Genomic DNA, 17,319 nt, shown 5'->3' on the forward strand with positions numbered 1-17,319 from the left:
GTACGGGCAATGACGGAAGAGATTTGGTTCCGGGTTTTCTTCAATTTCGCGCGAATTTTCGGGATCATGTTTCGTGGCGTTGCGGCCCTAATCGGTCTTTTCGCGTTAGCTGATCTCTTGCGGTTCACGCACTTCGGCTACCCTGATTTTTCGCTGATCTTCCTGTGCGGGTTCTACGCAGTCGGTCATTACATTTCCAAATTCGCCCGCCTTATGCTTCGCTCCCAGCGTGGCCCCGGAATTTCAAACTGACCCACTACCGCCTGAAGGCATGCGTTGCGTTCGGCGAGCGATGGCCCTATATGGCAGCTTTAGCGGAGCTTGAGCACCAGATGGCAGACTCAACGGCAGATAGAGGCAAAGTCCTTTCCGCCGAGGCCGATGATCATTTCCACGACGAGTGCGGCGTGTTCGGCATCTTCGGCCGGCAGGACGCGGCGGCCATCGTCACACTCGGCCTGCACGCCCTGCAGCATCGCGGCCAGGAAGCGGCCGGCATCGTCTCCTATGACGGCAGCCAGTTCCATGTCGAGCGCCATGTCGGCCTGATCGGCGACACCTTCACCAAGCAGCGCGTCATCGACAGCCTGCAGGGCAATCGCGCCATCGGCCACACACGCTACGCCACCACCGGCGGCGCCGGCCTGCGCAACATCCAGCCGTTCTTCGCCGAGCTTGCCGAGGGCGGCCTGGCGGTCGCCCATAACGGCAACCTCACCAACGCGCTCACCGTGCAACGCGCGCTGCAGAAACAGGGCTCGATCTTCTCCTCGACCTCCGACACCGAGACGCTGCTGCACCTGGTCGCGACCAGCAAGGAGCGCGATCTGAATTCCCGCTTCATCGAGGCTGTGCGCCAGGTCGAAGGCGCCTTCTCGCTGGTCGCCATGACGGCCAAGAAGATGATCGGCTGCCGCGATCCGCTGGGCATTCGGCCGCTGGTGCTGGGCGATCTCGACGGCGCCTGGATCCTGGCATCCGAGACCTGCGCGCTCGACATCATCGGTGCCCGCTTCGTGCGCGACATCAAGCCCGGCGAGATGGTGGTCATCACCTCCAAGGGGATCGAGAGCCTGTTCCCGTTCGAGCCGCAGAAGACCCGCTTCTGCATCTTCGAATATGTCTATTTCGCGCGCCCGGATTCGTCGGTCGAGGGCCGCAACGTCTATGAAGTGCGCAAGCGCATCGGCGCAGAACTGGCTCAGGAAAACCCGGTCGAGGCCGACATCGTCGTGCCGGTGCCGGATTCCGGCACGCCGGCGGCGATCGGCTTTTCGCAGGCTGCGGGCATTCCCTTCGAACTCGGCATCATCCGCAACCACTATGTCGGCCGCACCTTCATCCAGCCCGGCGATTCCATCCGCCATATGGGCGTGAAGCTCAAGCACAACGCCAACCGCCGCATGATCGAGGGCAAGCGCGTGGTGCTGGTCGACGATTCGATCGTGCGCGGCACCACCAGCCAGAAGATCGTGCAGATGGTGCGCGACGCCGGCGCGAGGGAAGTGCATATGCGCATCGCCTCGCCGCCGACCAGCGCGTCCTGCTTCTACGGCGTCGACACGCCCGAGAAGTCGAAGCTGCTCGCTTCGCGCATGTCGGTCGAGGAGATGGCCGAGTTCATCCGCGTCGACTCGCTCGGCTTCCTGTCGATCGACGGGCTCTACCGCGCCGTCGGCGAAGCGCGCCGCGACACCGACCAGCCGCAATTCTGCGATGCCTGCTTCACCGGACAGTACCCCACCCGGCTGCTCGACTTCGAAGGCCACGACAATGTGCGCACGCTGTCGCTGCTGGCGTCGAGCGGATCGTAAGCCGGTCTATCTTACGGAAGCTTTCACATGACCCTCGACCTTTCCGGCCGCGTGGCGGTCGTTACCGGCGCCTCGCGCGGCATCGGCTATTTCATCGCCAGAGAACTGGCGGCGGCCGGCGCGCATGTGATCGCGGTGGCGCGCACCGTCGGCGGGCTGGAAGAGCTTGACGACCAGATCAAGGCCGATGGCCGCGGCCAGGCGACGCTGGCGCCGCTCGACCTGACCGACATGGCCGGCATCGACCGGCTGGGCGGCGCCATCCACGAGCGCTGGGGCAAGCTCGACATCCTGGTGGCGAACGCCAGCGTGCTCGGCGTGATCTCGCCGATCGGCCATGTCGAGGCCAAGACCTTCGAGAAGGTGATGACCGTCAACGTCACCTCGACCTGGCGGATGATCCGTTCGGTCGACCCGCTGCTGAGGCTCTCCGATGCCGGCCGCGCCATCATCCTGTCGTCCAATGCAGCGCACTCGGCGCGCGCCTTCTGGGCGCCCTACGCGGCATCGAAGGCCGCGGTCGAAACGATGATGCGATCCTGGGCGCATGAGACCGAGACCTTGCCGCTGAGGGTCAATGCTGCCGACCCCGGCGCGACCCGCACCGCGATGCGCGCGCAGGCCATGCCCGGCGAGGATCCGGAGACGCTGCCGCATCCGTCCGAGGTCGCCAAACGCATCGTGCCCCTGGCAAGTCCGGAGCTGAAGGAAACCGGACTGATCTTCCAGGCCAAGCACAACCGCTTCGTCGCCTACCGGCAGCCGGAATAAAAGCCCGGGCGCCTGGCGCGGTCGAGTGAGCCAAGGCCCAATCACTCTTTTCACGGGTCTGTGACCGAGGCGGTGGAAGCGTGTGCCGCCGCCCTGCTTTCGCCTTCCTGAGGGAGTTGCTAGAGTCAGTTCGACTCCGACATTTGAGCAAAGTGAGGAATATCCATGGCTGCCACCCCCAGCGTAGCGTTGGTCTGGTATCTGGTGATCGCCGGCCCGCAGGGCGGCATGGTGGTGCTGCCCAGCACCTTCGACACCCGCGAACAGTGCACCAACGCCATCACCGAATATCAGAAGCAGCCGACCCCGCAGGGCTGGGCCGTGCAATGCGTGCCGAGCGCCTCGCCGTTCACCGATGAGGGCGATGCGGAGACGCCGTCGGCGCAGTAGCGGGGCTAATCTCCCCCCTTGAGGGGGAGATGGCCGCGAAGCGGCCAGAAGGGGGTCGTTTCGCATAGAACGCCGAGGCCCCCTCTCGTCATACGAAAGCGTTGGCGCTTCACGCGCAGCGCCCCCCTCTGTCGCCTTCGGCGACATCTCCCCCTCAAGAGGGGAGATCAGTTGGCGCTCACGCTCAGCGCCGGCTTGTTGTTGATCGTCTGGAACACCACGCAGTAGCGCTCGGTGAGCTTCAACAGCGCATCGATGCGCTCCGGCGGCTCGTCGGTGTCGAGGTCGAATTTCAGCCTTATCTCGCGAAAACCGACCGGCGCGTCCCTGGCGACACCGAGCGTGCCGCGAAAATCGAGGTCGTCCTCGGCCTCGACGGTGACGTTCCCGAGCTTGAACTCCAGCGCCGTCGCTACCGCTTTCAGCGTTACGCCCGCGCAAGCGACCAGCGCCTCCAGCAGCATATCGCCGGAGCATAGCTCGAGCCCCGAGCCGCCGGTGGCCGGATGAAGCCCGGCGACGGCAAGCGCCCTGCCCGTCTCAACCTTGCAGGCGATCGACTGATCGTCGAGCGTGCCTCGGGCTCTGAGCGTGATCAGCGCTCGTGCCGCATCGTCGCGATAGGCTTCCTTCAGCGGCGCCTGCATGGCCTTAAGTGCGGTGGCGTCCATTGGGTTGTCCTTCCGATACGTCTTTGACATCTTGATAGCACTGTTGTGCTGGCGGGACAGCGCCCCCCTCTGTCCTGCCGGACATCTCCCCCACTTGGGGGGAGATTGGCAGCTTCTCCGGCGGCGCCCTTTCGTCAACGTCGGAGATTGGCGAAGGCCGACGCGACATCTGATCTCCCCCCTCGTGGGGGAGATGGCCGGCAGGCCAGAGGGGGGCGCGAAGGAACTCGACGTTTGCTAATAGTTTCTTTGACTTCCTTCGTTCCGGCCATACCTTTGCGATGTCATGCCGCGTGGAGCCTTCATGCGATCCAAGCTCATCTCTTTCGCTTTCCTGGCGCTTGCCGCTTTCGCCCAGCCAGCCCTCGCCGCGGAAGCACCCGAGCGGCCCGCCCCCCAAGGCGGCGTGCTGTCGCTGCTGCCGGCGCCGCAGGTCACCGAGCATTCGATCACGCTTGGCGGGCGCAAGCTGGACTACCAGGCCAAGGCCGGCACGCTGTCGCTACTGTCGGGCAAGGGCGAAGTCACGGCTGAGATCTTCTATGTCGCCTACACGCAGCAGTCGCCCGCTCCGGCGAAGGAGCGGCCGATCACCTTCGTCTTCAATGGCGGGCCGGGCGCGGCGTCGGCCTATCTGCATCTCGGCGCGATCGGGCCGCGCATCGTCGAGACCGCCGCCGACGGCGAATTCCTGCGGCCGCCGCAAAAGCTCATCGACAATCCCGACAGCTGGCTCGACATGAGCGATCTCGTCTTCGTCGATCCGGTCGGAACCGGCTACAGCCGTGAAGCGCCGGGGCATGAGCCGAAGGAATTCTGGAGCGTCGATGCCGACGCCAGTTCGGTCGGCGCCTTTATCCGGCTCTATCTGGCGCAGAACGGGCGCACCGGCTCGCCGCTGTTCCTCGCCGGCGAAAGCTATGGCGGTTTCCGCGCCGCGCTGCTTGCCCGCACGCTGCAGGAGGATGTGGGCCTGAGCCCCAGCGGCATCGTGCTGATCTCGCCGGCGCTGGAGTTCATGCTGGTGCGGCCCGATCACTTCGACCAGTTGCACTGGGCGCTCGAGCTGCCGTCGCTGGCGGCGACGCGGCTGAAGGGCGACGGCGTGAGCGGCGACGCGCTGCGCGACAGGCTGGCCGAGGTCGAGCATTACGCGCTCGGCGATTACCTGACTGCGTTGAACAGCGGGCTGGAGCAAGGCGGCAAGCTCGCCAGCGGACGCGTCTCCGAGATTACCGGCCTGCCGCTCGAGCTCGTCCAGCGCAACTTTGCCCGCATCCCGACCGGCCTTTTCGCCAAGGAATTCCAGCGCGCCACGGGCAAGGTGCTCAGCCCCTATGACGCTTCCATCGGCACTTCCGACATCGCGCCGCAAAGCCCGCGCGACGCCGGCCCCGATCCGGTGCTCGACCGCAGCGTTCCGGCGCTGACCTCGGCCTTCGTCGCCTATGCCCGCGACGAACTCAACTACCGCACCGATGTCAGCTACCGGCTGCTCAATGGCGAGGTCACCCGCAACTGGGACTACGGCACCTCGGGCCAGGGCTATGCCGGCGTCATGAACGATTTGCAGCGGGCGCGCTCGCTCAACCCTGCCCTCGGTGTCGTCATCGTCAATGGCTATACCGACCTCGTCACGCCCTATCTCGCCTCGCGCTATCTGGTGGACCAGGTCCCCTCGCTCGCCGACGCCAAGCCGATCCGGCTCGACGTCGTCGAAGGCGGCCACATGATGTATCTGCGGCCGGACGGGCGGCGCGCGTTGAAGGACGCGGCCTCGGAGCTCTATCAGGCGACGCAGTGAGTGCTAGGCTGCCTTCCCTCGCAGGCGGTCTCGCGCCTGCATCAGGGCAAAGCCGAGCAGGTTCTCGCCGCGCCACAGCAACGGATTGGCGGCCTTCTCGTCATCGGCCGCAAGGCCGATGCCCCAGATGCGGTCGACAGGGCTTGCCTCGACCAGGACCTTGTCGCCTGTCGCGAGCAGGAATGCGCCCAAATCCTTGTTCTGACTGAATTTCTGAAAGCTGCCCTCGGCGACGATATCGTTCTTCTCGCGGTCCCACAGCGCGCCGTCGAAGCCCTTGACCTTGCGGCCCAATTCCTTCGCCTGCTTGGGGCTGCCGGCCTCCAATATCCGCGCCACCATCTCTTCGTCGCCGAACAGGCGCGCCTTGGACGCCATCATCCAGTGTTCGGCCGTCGCATAGCGTGAGCCGGCCACGATGAAGGGCGCCGGCCACCACTGGCTGAAACAGGATGCGGTAATGCTGCCGTCCTTCGAGGGCTGGTGGCCCCAGTAGAACAGCAGGCGCGGGCGCGATTTGGAGCGGACGGCTTCTTCGAGCCAGGCGCGGTCATAGGTCATGCGAACACCTTACTTCTTGTCCGCCAGCGAGCGCCGCAGCTGATCGTCGAGACTCGCGAATTCGTCGGCCAACCTTTCACAGGCGGCGCGGTTGGCCTCGCAGCGGATTTTCCGTTTTAGGATCCAATGGCCCTGCGGGTCCTTGTCCAGCCACCGGCAGGTGACGGCGGGATAGGCCTTCTCGGAGGGCTTTGTAAAAACCCATTGCGTCACCCCGTCGCCGGCGACGAATAAGTCGAAGCGGTCTGATGCCGGAGCTTGACGGAGGCTCGCCCGCACCTGCCTGAGAAAATCCGCCGTGTCGCCACCGTGGATGCCGCACATCGTCGAAGGGCCGTGCTCGTAGCTGTAAACGGTTTCGGCGCCGGAGATATCCGCGCTCGCGATCAGCATTGCGCCCGCTACAAAGACTGCTTTCACCGATGCCCCTCCCCCAGCCTTCGCCACGCTATCATCCGGTGCAGGGATTGCCATCCCTGCGCCAACGCAAGCGCCCTGCTGGCGCAGCGCTGCCCTTGTTTTCACTCGTATAGCTGCGGGTGTGGTACCGGTCGGACGGGCCACCTCCGGGCAAGCAGATCGATACCATGGCCGATGTCGTCGTCCTCGAAAGCCGCGAAAGGGTGCTGGCCGGCATCCTGTTCACCGCTGCCGCCTATTTCCTGTTTTCGGCGCAGGATGCCTCGATCAAGCTTCTGGTCGCCGGCATGACCGTGTGGCAGATCATGTTCTTCCGCTCGATCACGGTGCTTGTCGCCTGCGGCGCGATCGGCGGGAAGCGGCTGTTTGCCGCTACGATTGCCTCGCCGATCGTCAGGCCGATGCTGGTGCGCAGCGCCTTCACGCTGGCCGCCTGGCTTTGCTACTACAATGCCGCGCGCTCGCTGCAGCTCGCCGAGCTCACCACCATCTATTACGCCGCGCCGATCATCGTCACCGTGCTGTCGGTGCTAGTCCTGGGGGAAACGGTGCCGCTGTTGCGCTGGATCGCGGTCTTCATCGGTTTCGCCGGCGTCTTCATCGCCTGCGATCCGACGCGGCTCGGCCTCTCCGTGCCGGTGATTCTGGTGCTGGCCGCCGCGGTGCTGTGGGGCATCGCCGTGGTGCTCTTGCGCAAGACAGCCATGCAGGAGCGCACCATGATCCAGCTTGTGCTCAATAATTTCTATTTCCTGCTCTTCTCGGCGGTGCCGGCGCTGATCTGGTGGCGCATGCCTGACGGAACGCAACTGCTGTTGCTGCTGAGCGTCGGCGCGCTCGGCGGCGTGGCGCAATACATGCTGTTCGAAGGCATGAAGCGCGCGCCGGTGTCGATCGTGGCGCCGTTCGAATACACCTCGCTGGTATGGGCCTTCGCGCTGGGCTACGGCATCTGGGGCGACGTGCCGCGCGCGGAAGTGTTCATGGGCGCGGCGCTGATCATCGGCGCCGGCTTGCTTGTCGTCGGCAACGAGCGTTTCCGCAAGCGGGAGCAGGCCTCATGACGGAAGGCTGTCAGGAGCAACAGCATAGGATGACGCCATGACCGACACGCTCCACATGCCGGAAAAGCTCTCGCCTGCCGCCGCCGACGTGGCAGCCGAGCGCACGCTCGGCATCATCCTGGTATCGGCCTCCGCCATCGCCTTCGCGCTCACCGGCGTGCTGACCAAATCGATCCAAGCCGATCCGCTGACCATCACCTGCTGGCGCGGCTTCGTCGGTTCGATCCTGATTACCTTCTATGTGCTGTGGCGCCGTCGCCGCTCGGCCGGGCGCGAAAGCCTGAGATTGGGTTGGCGCGGCTGGCTGCTGGCGATCGAAGGTGCGGCCGCCAGCATCGCCTTCATCTCGGCCTTCAAATTCACCTATGTGGCCAATGTCGCGGTGATCTACGCCACTTCGCCCTTCATCGCCGCGCTTCTTGCCTTCCTTCTGGTGCGCGAGAGAATCCGGCTGCAGACGATGGTTGCTGCCGCGGTGTCGATGTGCGGCGTCGCCATCATGGTGGGCGCCGGCCTCGGCAGCGGGCACCTATTCGGCGACGGGCTGGCGCTTTTGATGACCGCCGGCAGTGCGCTCTACATGATCATGGTGCGCGCTTTTCGCGATTCCCCGGTCGTCTGGGCCGGCGCCGTGTCAGCCTTCCTGCTTTTCGTGCTCGGCTGGTTCGTCACCGATCCGCTCGCCGTGTCGGCCCGCGACGTGGTGCTGCTTGGGGCCTTCGGCTGCTCCTTCGCCATGGCCTCGATCCTGTGGACGGAAGGCTCGCGGCTCATCCCATCCGCCGAAGCCGGCCTACTCGGCTCGGCCGAGGTGCCCTTCGCCATCCTGTTTGCCTTGCTGTTTCTTGGCGAGGCCCCGCCATTGGCCAGCGTTGTGGGCGGCGCCATCGTGCTTTGCGCGGTTTTCGTCCATGCCGGACGCGACTGGCTAAAGGCGAAATCGGCGCGTTCGTAAAAATATTTTGCCAGTCACGGAACCATCATCCGACTCAGGCATTGTTAGATCGACGGGTCACCCCCAAGTCCCCCCAAACCCCTCGACCCGTCCGACTAGAAGCCGACCCGCAAAAAGGTCGGCTTTTTCTTTGGATTGCTGGAAACGGGGCGTTCAGGACGGCAAGGCCAGACCGCTGCCCAGCAGCTCCGCCAGATCGCGTGCCGAGCGAGGAGCTTCACGGCCAAGCCGGATGGCGAAATCGGCCATGGGCAATGGCGGGAGGTCTAACTCTGAAGACGCTTCCACGATGCCGGAATGGGCGAAGCGCCGGGTGCGCGGCGTCAGCGCGATGCCGGCATCGACCGCGGCGCGCAGGCCGGCGAGGCTGGCGCTGCCGGCGGCGATGCGATAGCGGCGGCCGGCGGCGTCGAGCGCGTTGAGCGCGGCCTCGCGGAAGCCGCAATAAGGATCGAGCAGCGCCAGCGGCAGCGCTTCCTGCCGCGTCGCCAGGCCTTTTTCCGAGCAGAGCCACAGCATCGGCTCGCTGATCACGGCCGCTTCGTCCGGCGATGCGGCATGGCGCATGGTGATTGCGAGGTCGAGTTGGCCCGCCTGCAGCGCCGAGCCGAGCTCCAGGGAGCGGCCGACGCGCAGTTCGATCCGCACGCGCGGATGGCTGGCGGCGAAGGCCCTGAGCAGGTCCGGCAGGCCCTGGTCGGCGAAATCCTGCGTCGTGCCGATGGCGATGCGGCCGCCGGCGCGCGCGCCCTTCAGCGCCAGCCAGGCCTCGGTGTGGACGGCAAGAATGCGCCGGGCATGGCCGACAAGATCCTCGCCGGCCGGTGTCAGCCCGCGCCCCCTGCCCTGGGGGGTGAGCAACGGCTCGCCGACGATCTCTTCGAGCCGCTGCATCTGCGCGGTCACCGCCGACGGCGTGCGGCCGACAGTGGACGCGGCCTTGGCAAGTGAGCCCCCATCGACGAAAGCGAGGAAGGTTTTCAGCAAGTCGGGATCGAGCGTTTCCATAGTTCGATGATATCGAAGTGTTCGTGAAAAACAATTCGATTTTATTGATGTTATCATCGTGACATTGTCCTCCCATCGAAAGCGCGAGGCGCAAACCCGAAGGAGAGAAAAATGCCGATCATCAATGTCAGCATCACAGGCAAGCCGGACGCCAAGCTGTCAGCCGCCATCGCCAGCGAAGCCACGGACATCACCGCGAAGCTGCTGCGCAAGGACCCGACAATCACCGCGGTCGCGGTCAACTACATCGACCCACAGCACTGGTTCGCCGGCGGCAAGTCGCTGGCCGCGCACGGCACCAACACATTCTGGCTGGACATCAAGGTCGTCGACGGCACCAACACCAAGCTGGAACTGGAAGCCTATCTCAAGGCGATCTTCGAGGCTTTCGGCCGGCTGCTCGGCGGCGTGCATGAGGAAAGCTATGCCCTCGTGCATGAGGTACCGGCGGCGGCCTATGGCTATGGCGGCAAGAGCCAGGAGTTCCGGTTCATCAGCGGGAGGCTGAAGGCGGCCTAGGCGCCGTCTTCCCCTTCTCCCCTTGTGGGAGAAGGTGGATCGGCGCGCAGCGCCGAGACGGATGAGGGGTACTGGAAGGAACACGGCCTCAAAAAATTTTAATACTTTGAGGAGCTTACTCTCCTGCGCAGCGATCCTTCCAGCACCCCTCATCCGTCCGAGCTTCGCTCGGCCACCTTCTCCCACAAGGGAGAAGGGGACGCCGTGCATCACTCCGCATTGACCTGGCCCGCGCTTCCGCTACCCTCTGCCACCAAAGCGGCCGCTCAAGAGCCGCGCCCTGGAGGAGACTGGGAGAGAGCGGCATGATCCTGACCCTGGCGCTGCTGGCGGGCCTTGTCTTTGCCTGGCTGCTGATCGCCGTGATCGAAAGGTTCCGGCTCGATCTGCGTTTCACCCAGGCGCTGCTCTATGTGCCGTTCAAGCTTGCCTACCGCATCGCCGACGACCGCATGCGCATTGCCCGCAGCGCCAAGGCGCCGGTCATCTATGTGGTTTCGCACCAGTCGCGCATCGAGCCGGCGCTGATGCTGTCGCTGCTGCCCGACGACACGCTGCATATTCTGGACGAGGCTTCGGCGCGCTCGCCCTGGCTCGAACCATGGCGCGAGCTTGCCCGTACCATTGCCTTCAATGCCGAGCACGTCTTCGTCAGCCGCCGGCTGGTGCGTGTGCTGAAGGGCAAGGGACGGCTTGCCGTCTACCTGCCCGACAATGTCGAGCCGGACGTCAAATCCTTCCGGCTGTTTCGCGCCATCACCCGCATCGCCATGCAGGCGGACGCGCGCATCGTGCCGATCTTCGTTGCCGGCACGCGCGACCTGCCTGTGTCGCTGACGCCGAAGGAGAAGGCACCTCGCCACTGGTTCCCGCGGCTGTCGGTTAGCGTGCTGGAGCCGATGACCGTGGCCGAGCTGGTGGCGCGCAATCCCGACATGGCTTCCAACACCAACGCGCTGTTCGACCGTTTCGCCGAAGCACGCCTCTACGGCACCAATCTCGACCGGGGCCTGTTCCTCGCCATGCGCGACGCCGCCGACCGCGTCGGCCCATCGCATCCGATCATCGAGGATGTGATCTCCGGCTCGCTCAGCTATCGCAAGCTGTTCATCGGCGCGCGCGTGCTCGGCCGCCATTTCGAGGCGGTGACGGCGCCGGGCGAAGCAGTCGGCGTGCTCTTGCCCAATGCCAATGGCGTGGTGCTCACCTTCGTCGGCCTGATCTCGGCGGCCAGAGTGGCGGCGATGATCAACTACACCGCCGGCCCGGCCAGCGTAACCGCGGCGATCCGCACCGCCGTCATCCGCACCGTGGTGTCCTCCCGCGCCTTCATCGAGAAGGCGGGCATCGACGACATCGTCGCCGCGGTCGAGGCGGGTGGCGCCAAGATGCTGTGGCTGGAGGATGTGCGCGCCAGCGTGACCACGCTGGACAAGCTCGCCGCGGCACTTTTGTGGCGCCTGCCGCTGCAGCCGCAGGAGGCGGGCAAACCGGCGGTGATCCTGTTCACCTCGGGCTCGGAAGGCTCGCCGAAGGCGGTGGTGCTGTCGAACCGCAATCTGCTTGCCAATGTCATGCAGGCCGAGGCGCGCGTCTCTGTCTCGCCGGCCGATATCCTGCTCAACGTGCTGCCCGTGTTCCATTCCTTCGGCCTCACCGGCGGCACCATCCTGCCGCTGGTGCTGGGCATAAAGCTGTTCCTCTATCCCTCGCCGCTGCACTACAAGATCATTCCGGAGATCGCCCGCAAGGTGAAGCCGACCGTGATGTTCGGCACCGACACCTTCCTCGCCAATTATGCCCGCACCGCCAAGGACGGCGACTTCTCCAGCCTGCGCTTCGTCGTGGCCGGCGCCGAGGCGGTGAAGCAGGAGACGCGGCGCACCTACCGCGACCGCTTCCAGGCGTCGATCGTCGAAGGTTTCGGACTGACAGAGGCCGCGCCCGTGGTGGCGGTGAACACAGCGATCCATAGCCGCGACGGCACGGTCGGCCGGCCGCTGCCGGCCATCCGCATGAAGCTGGAGCCGGTCGAAGGTATCGCCGAGGGCGGCCGGCTGTGGCTCGACGGGCCGAACATGATGATGGGCTATATGAGCGCCGACCGGCCGGGCGAATTGCAGCCGCTCGAAGGCTGGCACGACACCGGCGACATTGTCTCGATCGACCGCGAGGGCTTCATCACCATTCGCGGCCGGGCAAAACGCTTCGCCAAGATCGCCGGCGAGATGGTGTCGCTGGGCGCCGTCGAAATGCTGGTGCAGTCGCTGTGGCCGGAAGAGCGCCATGCCGCGGTGGCCGTGCCCGACAAGAGGCGTGGCGAGCGTATCGTGCTGGTGACCACCGCCGACGATGCCAGTGCCGAGGAACTGCGCCAGTTCGGAAAGAAGGCGGGTGCCGCCGAACTGATGGTCCCGAACGACATCATCAAGGTGGACGAGATCCCGGTGCTGGGCTCGGGCAAGACGGACTACACCTCGGCGCGCAAGCTGGCGATTGATAGGCTGGGGCTGGACGTGGCGGCGTAGCGCGCCAGCGCCAATCTCCCCCCTTGTGGGGGAGATGGCCGCGAAGCGGCCAGAGGGGGTCTTAGCGCGTAGAACGCCGACGCCATTGCGCGCCGCGAGCGGCGTTGGCGCTCCACGCGCAGCGACCCCCTCTGTCGCCTTCGGCGACATCTCCCCCTCAAGGGGAGATTACCGGCTACCCGATATCCGACGGTGGCACTTTCTCGCCCTCGCGCATGGCCCGTTTCGAGTAGGCGCGGACCGAGAACGGCAGGAAGAGCAGATAGCCGGCAACCGAGGCGGTCAGCGTGTACCAGGGATAGGCCATCAAGAGCAGGATATAGAGCACTACAGCCAGGATGACCGCCAGCACCCTGTCGCCCGGCACCTTGACGCTTTTGCCCGAATAGACCGGCAGGCGGCTCACCAGCAGAAACGCGACCAGCACGGTGAAGCCGGTGGCCAGGAAGGCGGCAGGCCGCGACGGCTCCAGCCCGAGCCGCAAAAAATACAGATAGAGCGGCAGCATGACCAGCACGGCGCCGGCCGGGGCCGGCACACCGACGAAATATTCGGACTGCCACGCGGGCTGGTCGGTGTCGTCGGCCAGCACGTTGAAACGGGCGAGCCGCATGCCGCAGGCGATGGTGAAGAGAAGTGCCGCGATCCAGCCCGGCGAGCCGGCGCGGTCGAGCAGGAAGGCATAGAGCACCAGTGCGGGCGCGACACCGAAATTGACGATGTCGGCCAGCGAATCCATCTGCGCGCCGAATTTCGAGGTCGCCTTCAGCATGCGCGCCAGCCGCCCGTCGATGCCGTCGAGGAAGGCGGCAAGCAGGACCATGACCACGGCGATCTCGAAGCGGTTCTCGAAGGCGAAGCGGATGCCGGACAGGCCGGCGCAGATGGCAAGCACCGTGACTAGATTGGGCAGTACCATGCGCATCGGTATCTCGCGGATGCGCGGGCCGCCGCTGGCATGGGCCTCGAACTTTTTGAACGGCGCGCCCAACGCTCAGGAAACCCTGACCAGGGGCGTGACCGCGGTGCCGCCGAATTCGGCGAGCACGGTCTCGCCGCCGACCGCCGTCTGGCCGACCGCGACGCGCGGCACGGCGCCCGACGGCAGGAAGACATCGACGCGCGAGCCGAAGCGGATCAGGCCGAAACGCTCGCCGATCGCGATCGTGCCGCCGGTCTCTGCCCAGCAGACGATGCGCCGCGCCACCAGGCCTGCGATCTGAACGGCGGCAATCGTGCCGTTAGGGCTGTCGATGACCAGGCCGTTGCGCTCGTTTTCCGCACTTGCCTTGTCGAGCTCGGCATTGAGGAATTTGCCGGGCTTGTGCTCGATGCGCGTGATCCGGCCGCGCACCGGAGCGCGGTTGATGTGGCAGGAAAACACGTTCATGAACACCGAAATGCGGGTCATCTCGCCGGAACCCAGGCCAAGCTCGCTCGGCGGCACGGCGGGCCCGACCGCCGAGATCACCCCGTCGGCCGGGCTCACCACCAGCCGGTCGTCGACCGGCGTGACGCGCTCGGGATCGCGGTAGAAATAGACGCACCAAGCGGTGAGGATCAGCCCGATCCAGAACAGGATCGAGGAGAAATAGCCGAGAAACAGCGTCGCCGCGGCGAAGGCGGCGATAAAGGGATAGCCTTCGCGGTGGATCGGAACGAACGTATTCTTGACCGAGTCGAGAAGCGTCATGGGGCTTGGGGCGGTCCTGTTTCAGGTTGCGCCTCAATAGCGGAAAGCCCCCCTCCCCGCAACGCAACAATGGGGGAGGAACGGGGCGGGTTGCTGAGGATGCCATTGTCGGAGGCAGGTTGGACTAGCCTGCTGCTGCGTAGCGATCAAAGTGCTCGTCCAATTCAGGCGTTGTAGCCTCGTCGAGCTTCTCGTCATCTTTCCGACGCAAGAGCACACTGCCATTCGCCGAGGACCGTAAGAGGAAGTCCTCGCCAGAAGCCAGCACTACCCAATTCACCGCCGGCCCGTTCGCCGTTGCACTACTGAATTGGCTGAAACGATGGCGCGCGTGGGATCGAATCCGGCTTTACGCAAGAGAAGGTCGACAGCGACCGGAGCATTGTATTTTGCGGCCAGTTCGAAAACCGTTTTTATCTCAGACTCTTCGGCGCGACCAAGCCGGATGCCAATTCGTGGTGCAGAAGTTTCCATCGAATTGTCACTCTGACCTGAATCCGGTGGGTCTGCAGGCGTCATGTAGATATCGGCGTGCGTCTGGGTTGCGACGCATAGCCGAGGCTGCTCCGCGGTGGTGCGCAGTTGGAAAACCATCTGCATCTCACCCTCGACGGGCAGCATCCTAGCTATTCCGAACCCCACTCTGAGCTCGGGTGGCGATATCTTGGCACAAGCGAGATCAATCCCGACGGTGCGCCAGTCGATCATCTGGCTCACCAGCTTGCTAACCGAACGATGAAGAAGCCTGCGTTCGCGTTGAGGGTTGACCATCACCAGCCGGTGTATGACATCGCTGTAGTCGTCATCATCGACGATCTGCAGATCTGGCCATGACGTAATCCACCGCGCCAAAAAATTCTCCATCGGCTCAACTTCATCGGCCTTGGAGAAGGCATCGTCGAGCGTATCCAGAAAGTCATCGCGGCCACCCTCGAAACCTGTTTGTTCCGCGGCTTTATTAGGATGCTCGGCAATCCAGGCCGACATCTTTTCGAGAGTGACCAAATGCCCCTTCGCACCGCAAGCGATGAGTCCCGCTCGGGCGTTGGCAATCATGTCATCGATTTCTTCGGCCGCATTGTAGATGAATTGACTATGGCCCCCATTCATCACTTCAGCCGAGTACGTGCTTGCATGAGAAACCTGCATCGCCCTCTGGCTGATCTCCGGAAAGCGGTAGAGCCCGTCGGAGGTCATAGTATGGACAAACGTCTCAACGGCAATGACGAGGTCAAGGGGGCTGTCGCTTGCCTGTTCGACTGTTGAACGACCGACCACAACCGCCAGCGGCGGCGTTACCTGCAGCGGCGTCGCATCGCCCTAAAAGCAGGTGGTTAATTGCGACGCGACAATATCATCAGACTATGGATTTGAAACCAACACGAATATAGCCAGGTTTGTTGGTCCCGGCTGCGCGATAAGCTCCACTCAAATTGTCTGAAGACCATGTCGGCATTCCATTCGCTCGTTCGTCCTATGCCGGACAACACCTAGGGAGCCAGCCAGATGTCGTCATCCAGCAACGGCAGGAAAGCCGATCTCATCGCAGAAGGCCTTGCCTTTGGCGAGTCGCCGCGCTGGCATGATGGTCGGGTCTGGCTGTGCAACTGGGGCACCGGCGAAGTCGTCGCCGTGGACGAGCGCGGCAAAAGCGAGGTCATGCTCAGGGTGCCGGCCGTCCTGCCCTATTCGATCGACTGGCTGCCGGATGGACGATTGCTTGTCGTTTCCGGCCGGGAGGGCCTTCTGCTCAGGCAGGAAGCGGACGGAACGCTCGTCACCCATGCCGATCTCAGGCGACTGTCGAAGAGTCCCTGGAACGAAATCGTCGTCGATGGACACGGCAATATCTACGTCAATGGCGGAGGGCCGGCGCCGGCGCCGGGCGAGCATTTCGGACCGGGCACGATCGTGCTGATCATGCCGGACGGCGCGATACGGCAAGTGGCCGACAATATTGCCTTCGCCAACGGCATGGCCGCGACGCCGGACAACCGGACTTTGATCGTCGCCGAATCCCACGCCAGGCGGCTGACCGCGTTCGACATTGCAGAAGAAGGCGGCCTTTCCAACCGGCGCGTCTGGGCCGATCTCGGCAACGACTATCCCGACGGCATCTGCATCGATGCCGAAGGCTGCGTCTGGTATGCCGATGTGCCGAACCGGCACTGTGTCAGGGTGCGCGAAGGCGGCGAGAAAATCGACCGGGTCGAGGTCGATCGCGGTTGCTTTGCCTGCATGCTGGGCGGTGCCGACGGCAGGACGCTGTTCGTCCTCGCCGCCGAATGGCGCGGGTTCGAAAACATGGTGAGCGACGCCCGCACCGGTCAGGTGCTGAGCATCGCCGTATCCGCGCCGGGAGCCGGATGGCCTTCTTACACCTCCGGCACGCGCTGATAGTTGGCGATGTCGGCCTTGACGCCGAGGCGCGCGATGGTTTCCTGCGCGTTGAAGGCGATGCGCTCATGCGCCGCCTTGATGATTGGCACCACCTTGTCGACCGCGGCCTGGCTTTCCCATTCCACCATGGTGACGATGTTGAACTCGCCGGGGCCGGAGATCTGCTCGAGCAGGAAATCCTGCACGAAACCTTCTTGCTGGCGCAGCAATTCATGCGTCATGAAGACCCTGCTCAGGATTTCGTCACGCGCCTCGGCCGGCACGACGAACTTATCGACCCTGAACACGCTGCCAGTATGGTGATTTTCAGTGCTCATTTCTTGTCCATCTCCATTTGGAAGGGGTTTGCCCGGCAGGTGGCTCGGAGACGGTTTGCAAGCTCAAGATAGGTTGAGGTCAAGGGGAGATTTTCATCTTCGCTTCTCCCCTTGTGGGAGAAGGTGGATCGGCGCGTCGGCGCCGAGACGGATGAGGGGTGTCGGAAGGAATGTGGCGAAAAAGAATAAATGCTTCAAGCGTTTAATCTTGCCGCGCGGTGATCCTTCCAACACCCCTCATCAGACCTCGCTTAGCGAGGCCACCTTCTCCCACAAGGGGCCTGTTGCGTAATTGGCTGGTTGTGATTCTCTGAGACGGAAGCTCGGAGGGAATCGCAATGGCGGTGAAGCAGACTGGTCAGTTGAGCCTGGCGGAAGCATTTTTGGGCCAGAAGCTTGCAGGT

The 17,319-nt window shown here is 64.3% G+C and carries 18 protein-coding genes; 10 read left to right on the top strand and 8 right to left on the bottom strand.

Annotation, left to right across the window (positions count from 1 at the left end):
- Positions 1-9 precede the first annotated feature (9 nt).
- The 4 genes from EN869_RS23855 (at position 10) to EN869_RS23870 (ending at position 2,975) form a co-directional block, all read left to right on the top strand.
- Positions 10-252 carry a hypothetical protein gene (locus tag EN869_RS23855; protein WP_127228427.1) on the top strand — a complete coding sequence of 81 codons (243 nt, stop codon included), beginning with the start codon at positions 10-12 and terminating at the stop codon, positions 250-252.
- 80 nt (positions 253-332) lie between these two features.
- Positions 333-1,814, top strand: a complete 1,482-nt coding sequence (purF, locus tag EN869_RS23860; RefSeq protein WP_127228428.1) for an amidophosphoribosyltransferase — start codon at positions 333-335, stop codon at positions 1,812-1,814.
- 27 nt (positions 1,815-1,841) lie between these two features.
- Complete coding sequence (locus EN869_RS23865; protein WP_127228429.1) at positions 1,842-2,585, top strand: SDR family NAD(P)-dependent oxidoreductase; 744 nt, start codon at positions 1,842-1,844, stop codon at positions 2,583-2,585.
- 165 nt (positions 2,586-2,750) lie between these two features.
- Complete coding sequence (locus EN869_RS23870; RefSeq protein WP_041008353.1) at positions 2,751-2,975, top strand: hypothetical protein; 225 nt, start codon at positions 2,751-2,753, stop codon at positions 2,973-2,975.
- A 167-nt stretch (positions 2,976-3,142) separates the two neighbouring features.
- Here EN869_RS23870 and EN869_RS23875 read toward each other — a convergent pair whose 3' ends face one another.
- A complete protein-coding gene (locus tag EN869_RS23875; RefSeq protein ID WP_127228430.1) occupies positions 3,143-3,646 on the bottom strand; it encodes an OsmC family protein in 504 nt (167 codons plus the stop codon).
- Between the two features lie 304 nt (positions 3,647-3,950).
- Between EN869_RS23875 and EN869_RS23885 the strand changes: the two genes are divergently transcribed.
- Positions 3,951-5,450 carry a peptidase S10 gene (locus EN869_RS23885; protein WP_167507109.1) on the top strand — a complete coding sequence of 500 codons (1,500 nt, stop codon included), beginning with the start codon at positions 3,951-3,953 and terminating at the stop codon, positions 5,448-5,450.
- 3 nt (positions 5,451-5,453) lie between these two features.
- Here EN869_RS23885 and EN869_RS23890 read toward each other — a convergent pair whose 3' ends face one another.
- Both EN869_RS23890 and EN869_RS23895 read right to left on the bottom strand, forming a co-directional pair.
- Positions 5,454-6,011, bottom strand: a complete 558-nt coding sequence (locus tag EN869_RS23890; protein ID WP_127228432.1) for an NADAR family protein — start codon at positions 6,009-6,011, stop codon at positions 5,454-5,456.
- A 9-nt stretch (positions 6,012-6,020) separates the two neighbouring features.
- Positions 6,021-6,404: a hypothetical protein gene (locus EN869_RS23895; RefSeq protein ID WP_127228433.1), complete on the bottom strand. Its 384-nt coding sequence runs from the start codon at positions 6,402-6,404 to the stop codon at positions 6,021-6,023.
- A gap of 194 nt (positions 6,405-6,598) precedes the next feature.
- Between EN869_RS23895 and EN869_RS23900 the strand changes: the two genes are divergently transcribed.
- A complete protein-coding gene (locus EN869_RS23900; protein ID WP_127228434.1) occupies positions 6,599-7,495 on the top strand; it encodes a DMT family transporter in 897 nt (298 codons plus the stop codon).
- A gap of 37 nt (positions 7,496-7,532) precedes the next feature.
- Positions 7,533-8,450 carry a DMT family transporter gene (locus EN869_RS23905; protein WP_245489590.1) on the top strand — a complete coding sequence of 306 codons (918 nt, stop codon included), beginning with the start codon at positions 7,533-7,535 and terminating at the stop codon, positions 8,448-8,450.
- Between the two features lie 153 nt (positions 8,451-8,603).
- Here EN869_RS23905 and EN869_RS23910 read toward each other — a convergent pair whose 3' ends face one another.
- The gene (locus EN869_RS23910; protein ID WP_127228435.1) at positions 8,604-9,458 is read right to left on the bottom strand and encodes a LysR substrate-binding domain-containing protein; all 855 of its coding nucleotides are present in this window, start codon (positions 9,456-9,458) and stop codon (positions 8,604-8,606) included.
- A 111-nt stretch (positions 9,459-9,569) separates the two neighbouring features.
- On the opposite strand from EN869_RS23910, the gene EN869_RS23915 reads away from it, so the two are divergent.
- Positions 9,570-9,977, top strand: coding sequence for a 4-oxalocrotonate tautomerase family protein (locus tag EN869_RS23915; protein ID WP_127228436.1), 408 nt, complete (start codon positions 9,570-9,572; stop codon positions 9,975-9,977).
- A 305-nt stretch (positions 9,978-10,282) separates the two neighbouring features.
- Positions 10,283-12,505, top strand: coding sequence for an AMP-binding protein (locus EN869_RS23920; RefSeq protein ID WP_127228437.1), 2,223 nt, complete (start codon positions 10,283-10,285; stop codon positions 12,503-12,505).
- 175 nt (positions 12,506-12,680) lie between these two features.
- On the opposite strand, the gene EN869_RS23925 is transcribed toward EN869_RS23920, so the two are convergent.
- The 3 genes from EN869_RS23925 to EN869_RS23935 all read right to left on the bottom strand — a co-directional run bounded on the left by EN869_RS23925 (position 12,681) and on the right by EN869_RS23935 (position 15,395).
- Positions 12,681-13,424: a phosphatidylcholine/phosphatidylserine synthase gene (locus tag EN869_RS23925; RefSeq protein WP_245489600.1), complete on the bottom strand. Its 744-nt coding sequence runs from the start codon at positions 13,422-13,424 to the stop codon at positions 12,681-12,683.
- A 75-nt stretch (positions 13,425-13,499) separates the two neighbouring features.
- Positions 13,500-14,198, bottom strand: coding sequence for a phosphatidylserine decarboxylase (locus tag EN869_RS23930; protein WP_127228439.1), 699 nt, complete (start codon positions 14,196-14,198; stop codon positions 13,500-13,502).
- Positions 14,199-14,474: 276 nt separating this feature from the next.
- Positions 14,475-15,395 (bottom strand): DUF4375 domain-containing protein, encoded by a 921-nt coding sequence (locus EN869_RS23935; protein ID WP_127228440.1) that lies wholly within the window; start codon positions 15,393-15,395, stop codon positions 14,475-14,477.
- 309 nt (positions 15,396-15,704) lie between these two features.
- Between EN869_RS23935 and EN869_RS23940 the strand changes: the two genes are divergently transcribed.
- On the top strand, positions 15,705-16,595 hold the full coding sequence (locus EN869_RS23940) for an SMP-30/gluconolactonase/LRE family protein (protein WP_127228441.1): 891 nt from the start codon (positions 15,705-15,707) through the stop codon (positions 16,593-16,595).
- Here EN869_RS23940 and EN869_RS23945 read toward each other — a convergent pair.
- A complete protein-coding gene (locus EN869_RS23945) occupies positions 16,574-16,915 on the bottom strand; it encodes an antibiotic biosynthesis monooxygenase (RefSeq protein WP_127228442.1) in 342 nt (113 codons plus the stop codon). The genes EN869_RS23940 and EN869_RS23945 overlap by 22 nt on opposite strands.
- Positions 16,916-17,319: the final 404 nt, after the last annotated feature.

The organism is Mesorhizobium sp. M2D.F.Ca.ET.226.01.1.1 (genome assembly GCF_004022705.2).
Classification (GTDB): domain Bacteria; phylum Pseudomonadota; class Alphaproteobacteria; order Rhizobiales; family Rhizobiaceae; genus Mesorhizobium.

Coding starts and splice junctions, on each gene's coding strand:
- EN869_RS23875 (WP_127228430.1), bottom strand. CDS start 3,646: ATGGACGCCACCGCACTTAAGGCCATGCAGGCGCCGCTGAAGGAAGCC.
- EN869_RS23930 (WP_127228439.1), bottom strand. CDS start 14,198: ATGACGCTTCTCGACTCGGTCAAGAATACGTTCGTTCCGATCCACCGC.
- EN869_RS23940 (WP_127228441.1), top strand. CDS start 15,705: ATGTCGTCATCCAGCAACGGCAGGAAAGCCGATCTCATCGCAGAAGGC.
- purF (WP_127228428.1), top strand. CDS start 333: ATGGCAGACTCAACGGCAGATAGAGGCAAAGTCCTTTCCGCCGAGGCC.
- EN869_RS23910 (WP_127228435.1), bottom strand. CDS start 9,458: ATGGAAACGCTCGATCCCGACTTGCTGAAAACCTTCCTCGCTTTCGTC.
- EN869_RS23890 (WP_127228432.1), bottom strand. CDS start 6,011: ATGACCTATGACCGCGCCTGGCTCGAAGAAGCCGTCCGCTCCAAATCG.
- EN869_RS23935 (WP_127228440.1), bottom strand. CDS start 15,395: ATGACCTCCGACGGGCTCTACCGCTTTCCGGAGATCAGCCAGAGGGCG.
- EN869_RS23925 (WP_245489600.1), bottom strand. CDS start 13,424: ATGGTACTGCCCAATCTAGTCACGGTGCTTGCCATCTGCGCCGGCCTG.
- EN869_RS23870 (WP_041008353.1), top strand. CDS start 2,751: ATGGCTGCCACCCCCAGCGTAGCGTTGGTCTGGTATCTGGTGATCGCC.
- EN869_RS23900 (WP_127228434.1), top strand. CDS start 6,599: ATGGCCGATGTCGTCGTCCTCGAAAGCCGCGAAAGGGTGCTGGCCGGC.
- EN869_RS23895 (WP_127228433.1), bottom strand. CDS start 6,404: ATGCTGATCGCGAGCGCGGATATCTCCGGCGCCGAAACCGTTTACAGC.
- EN869_RS23945 (WP_127228442.1), bottom strand. CDS start 16,915: ATGAGCACTGAAAATCACCATACTGGCAGCGTGTTCAGGGTCGATAAG.
- EN869_RS23905 (WP_245489590.1), top strand. CDS start 7,533: ATGACCGACACGCTCCACATGCCGGAAAAGCTCTCGCCTGCCGCCGCC.
- EN869_RS23865 (WP_127228429.1), top strand. CDS start 1,842: ATGACCCTCGACCTTTCCGGCCGCGTGGCGGTCGTTACCGGCGCCTCG.
- EN869_RS23885 (WP_167507109.1), top strand. CDS start 3,951: ATGCGATCCAAGCTCATCTCTTTCGCTTTCCTGGCGCTTGCCGCTTTC.
- EN869_RS23920 (WP_127228437.1), top strand. CDS start 10,283: ATGATCCTGACCCTGGCGCTGCTGGCGGGCCTTGTCTTTGCCTGGCTG.
- EN869_RS23855 (WP_127228427.1), top strand. CDS start 10: ATGACGGAAGAGATTTGGTTCCGGGTTTTCTTCAATTTCGCGCGAATT.
- EN869_RS23915 (WP_127228436.1), top strand. CDS start 9,570: ATGCCGATCATCAATGTCAGCATCACAGGCAAGCCGGACGCCAAGCTG.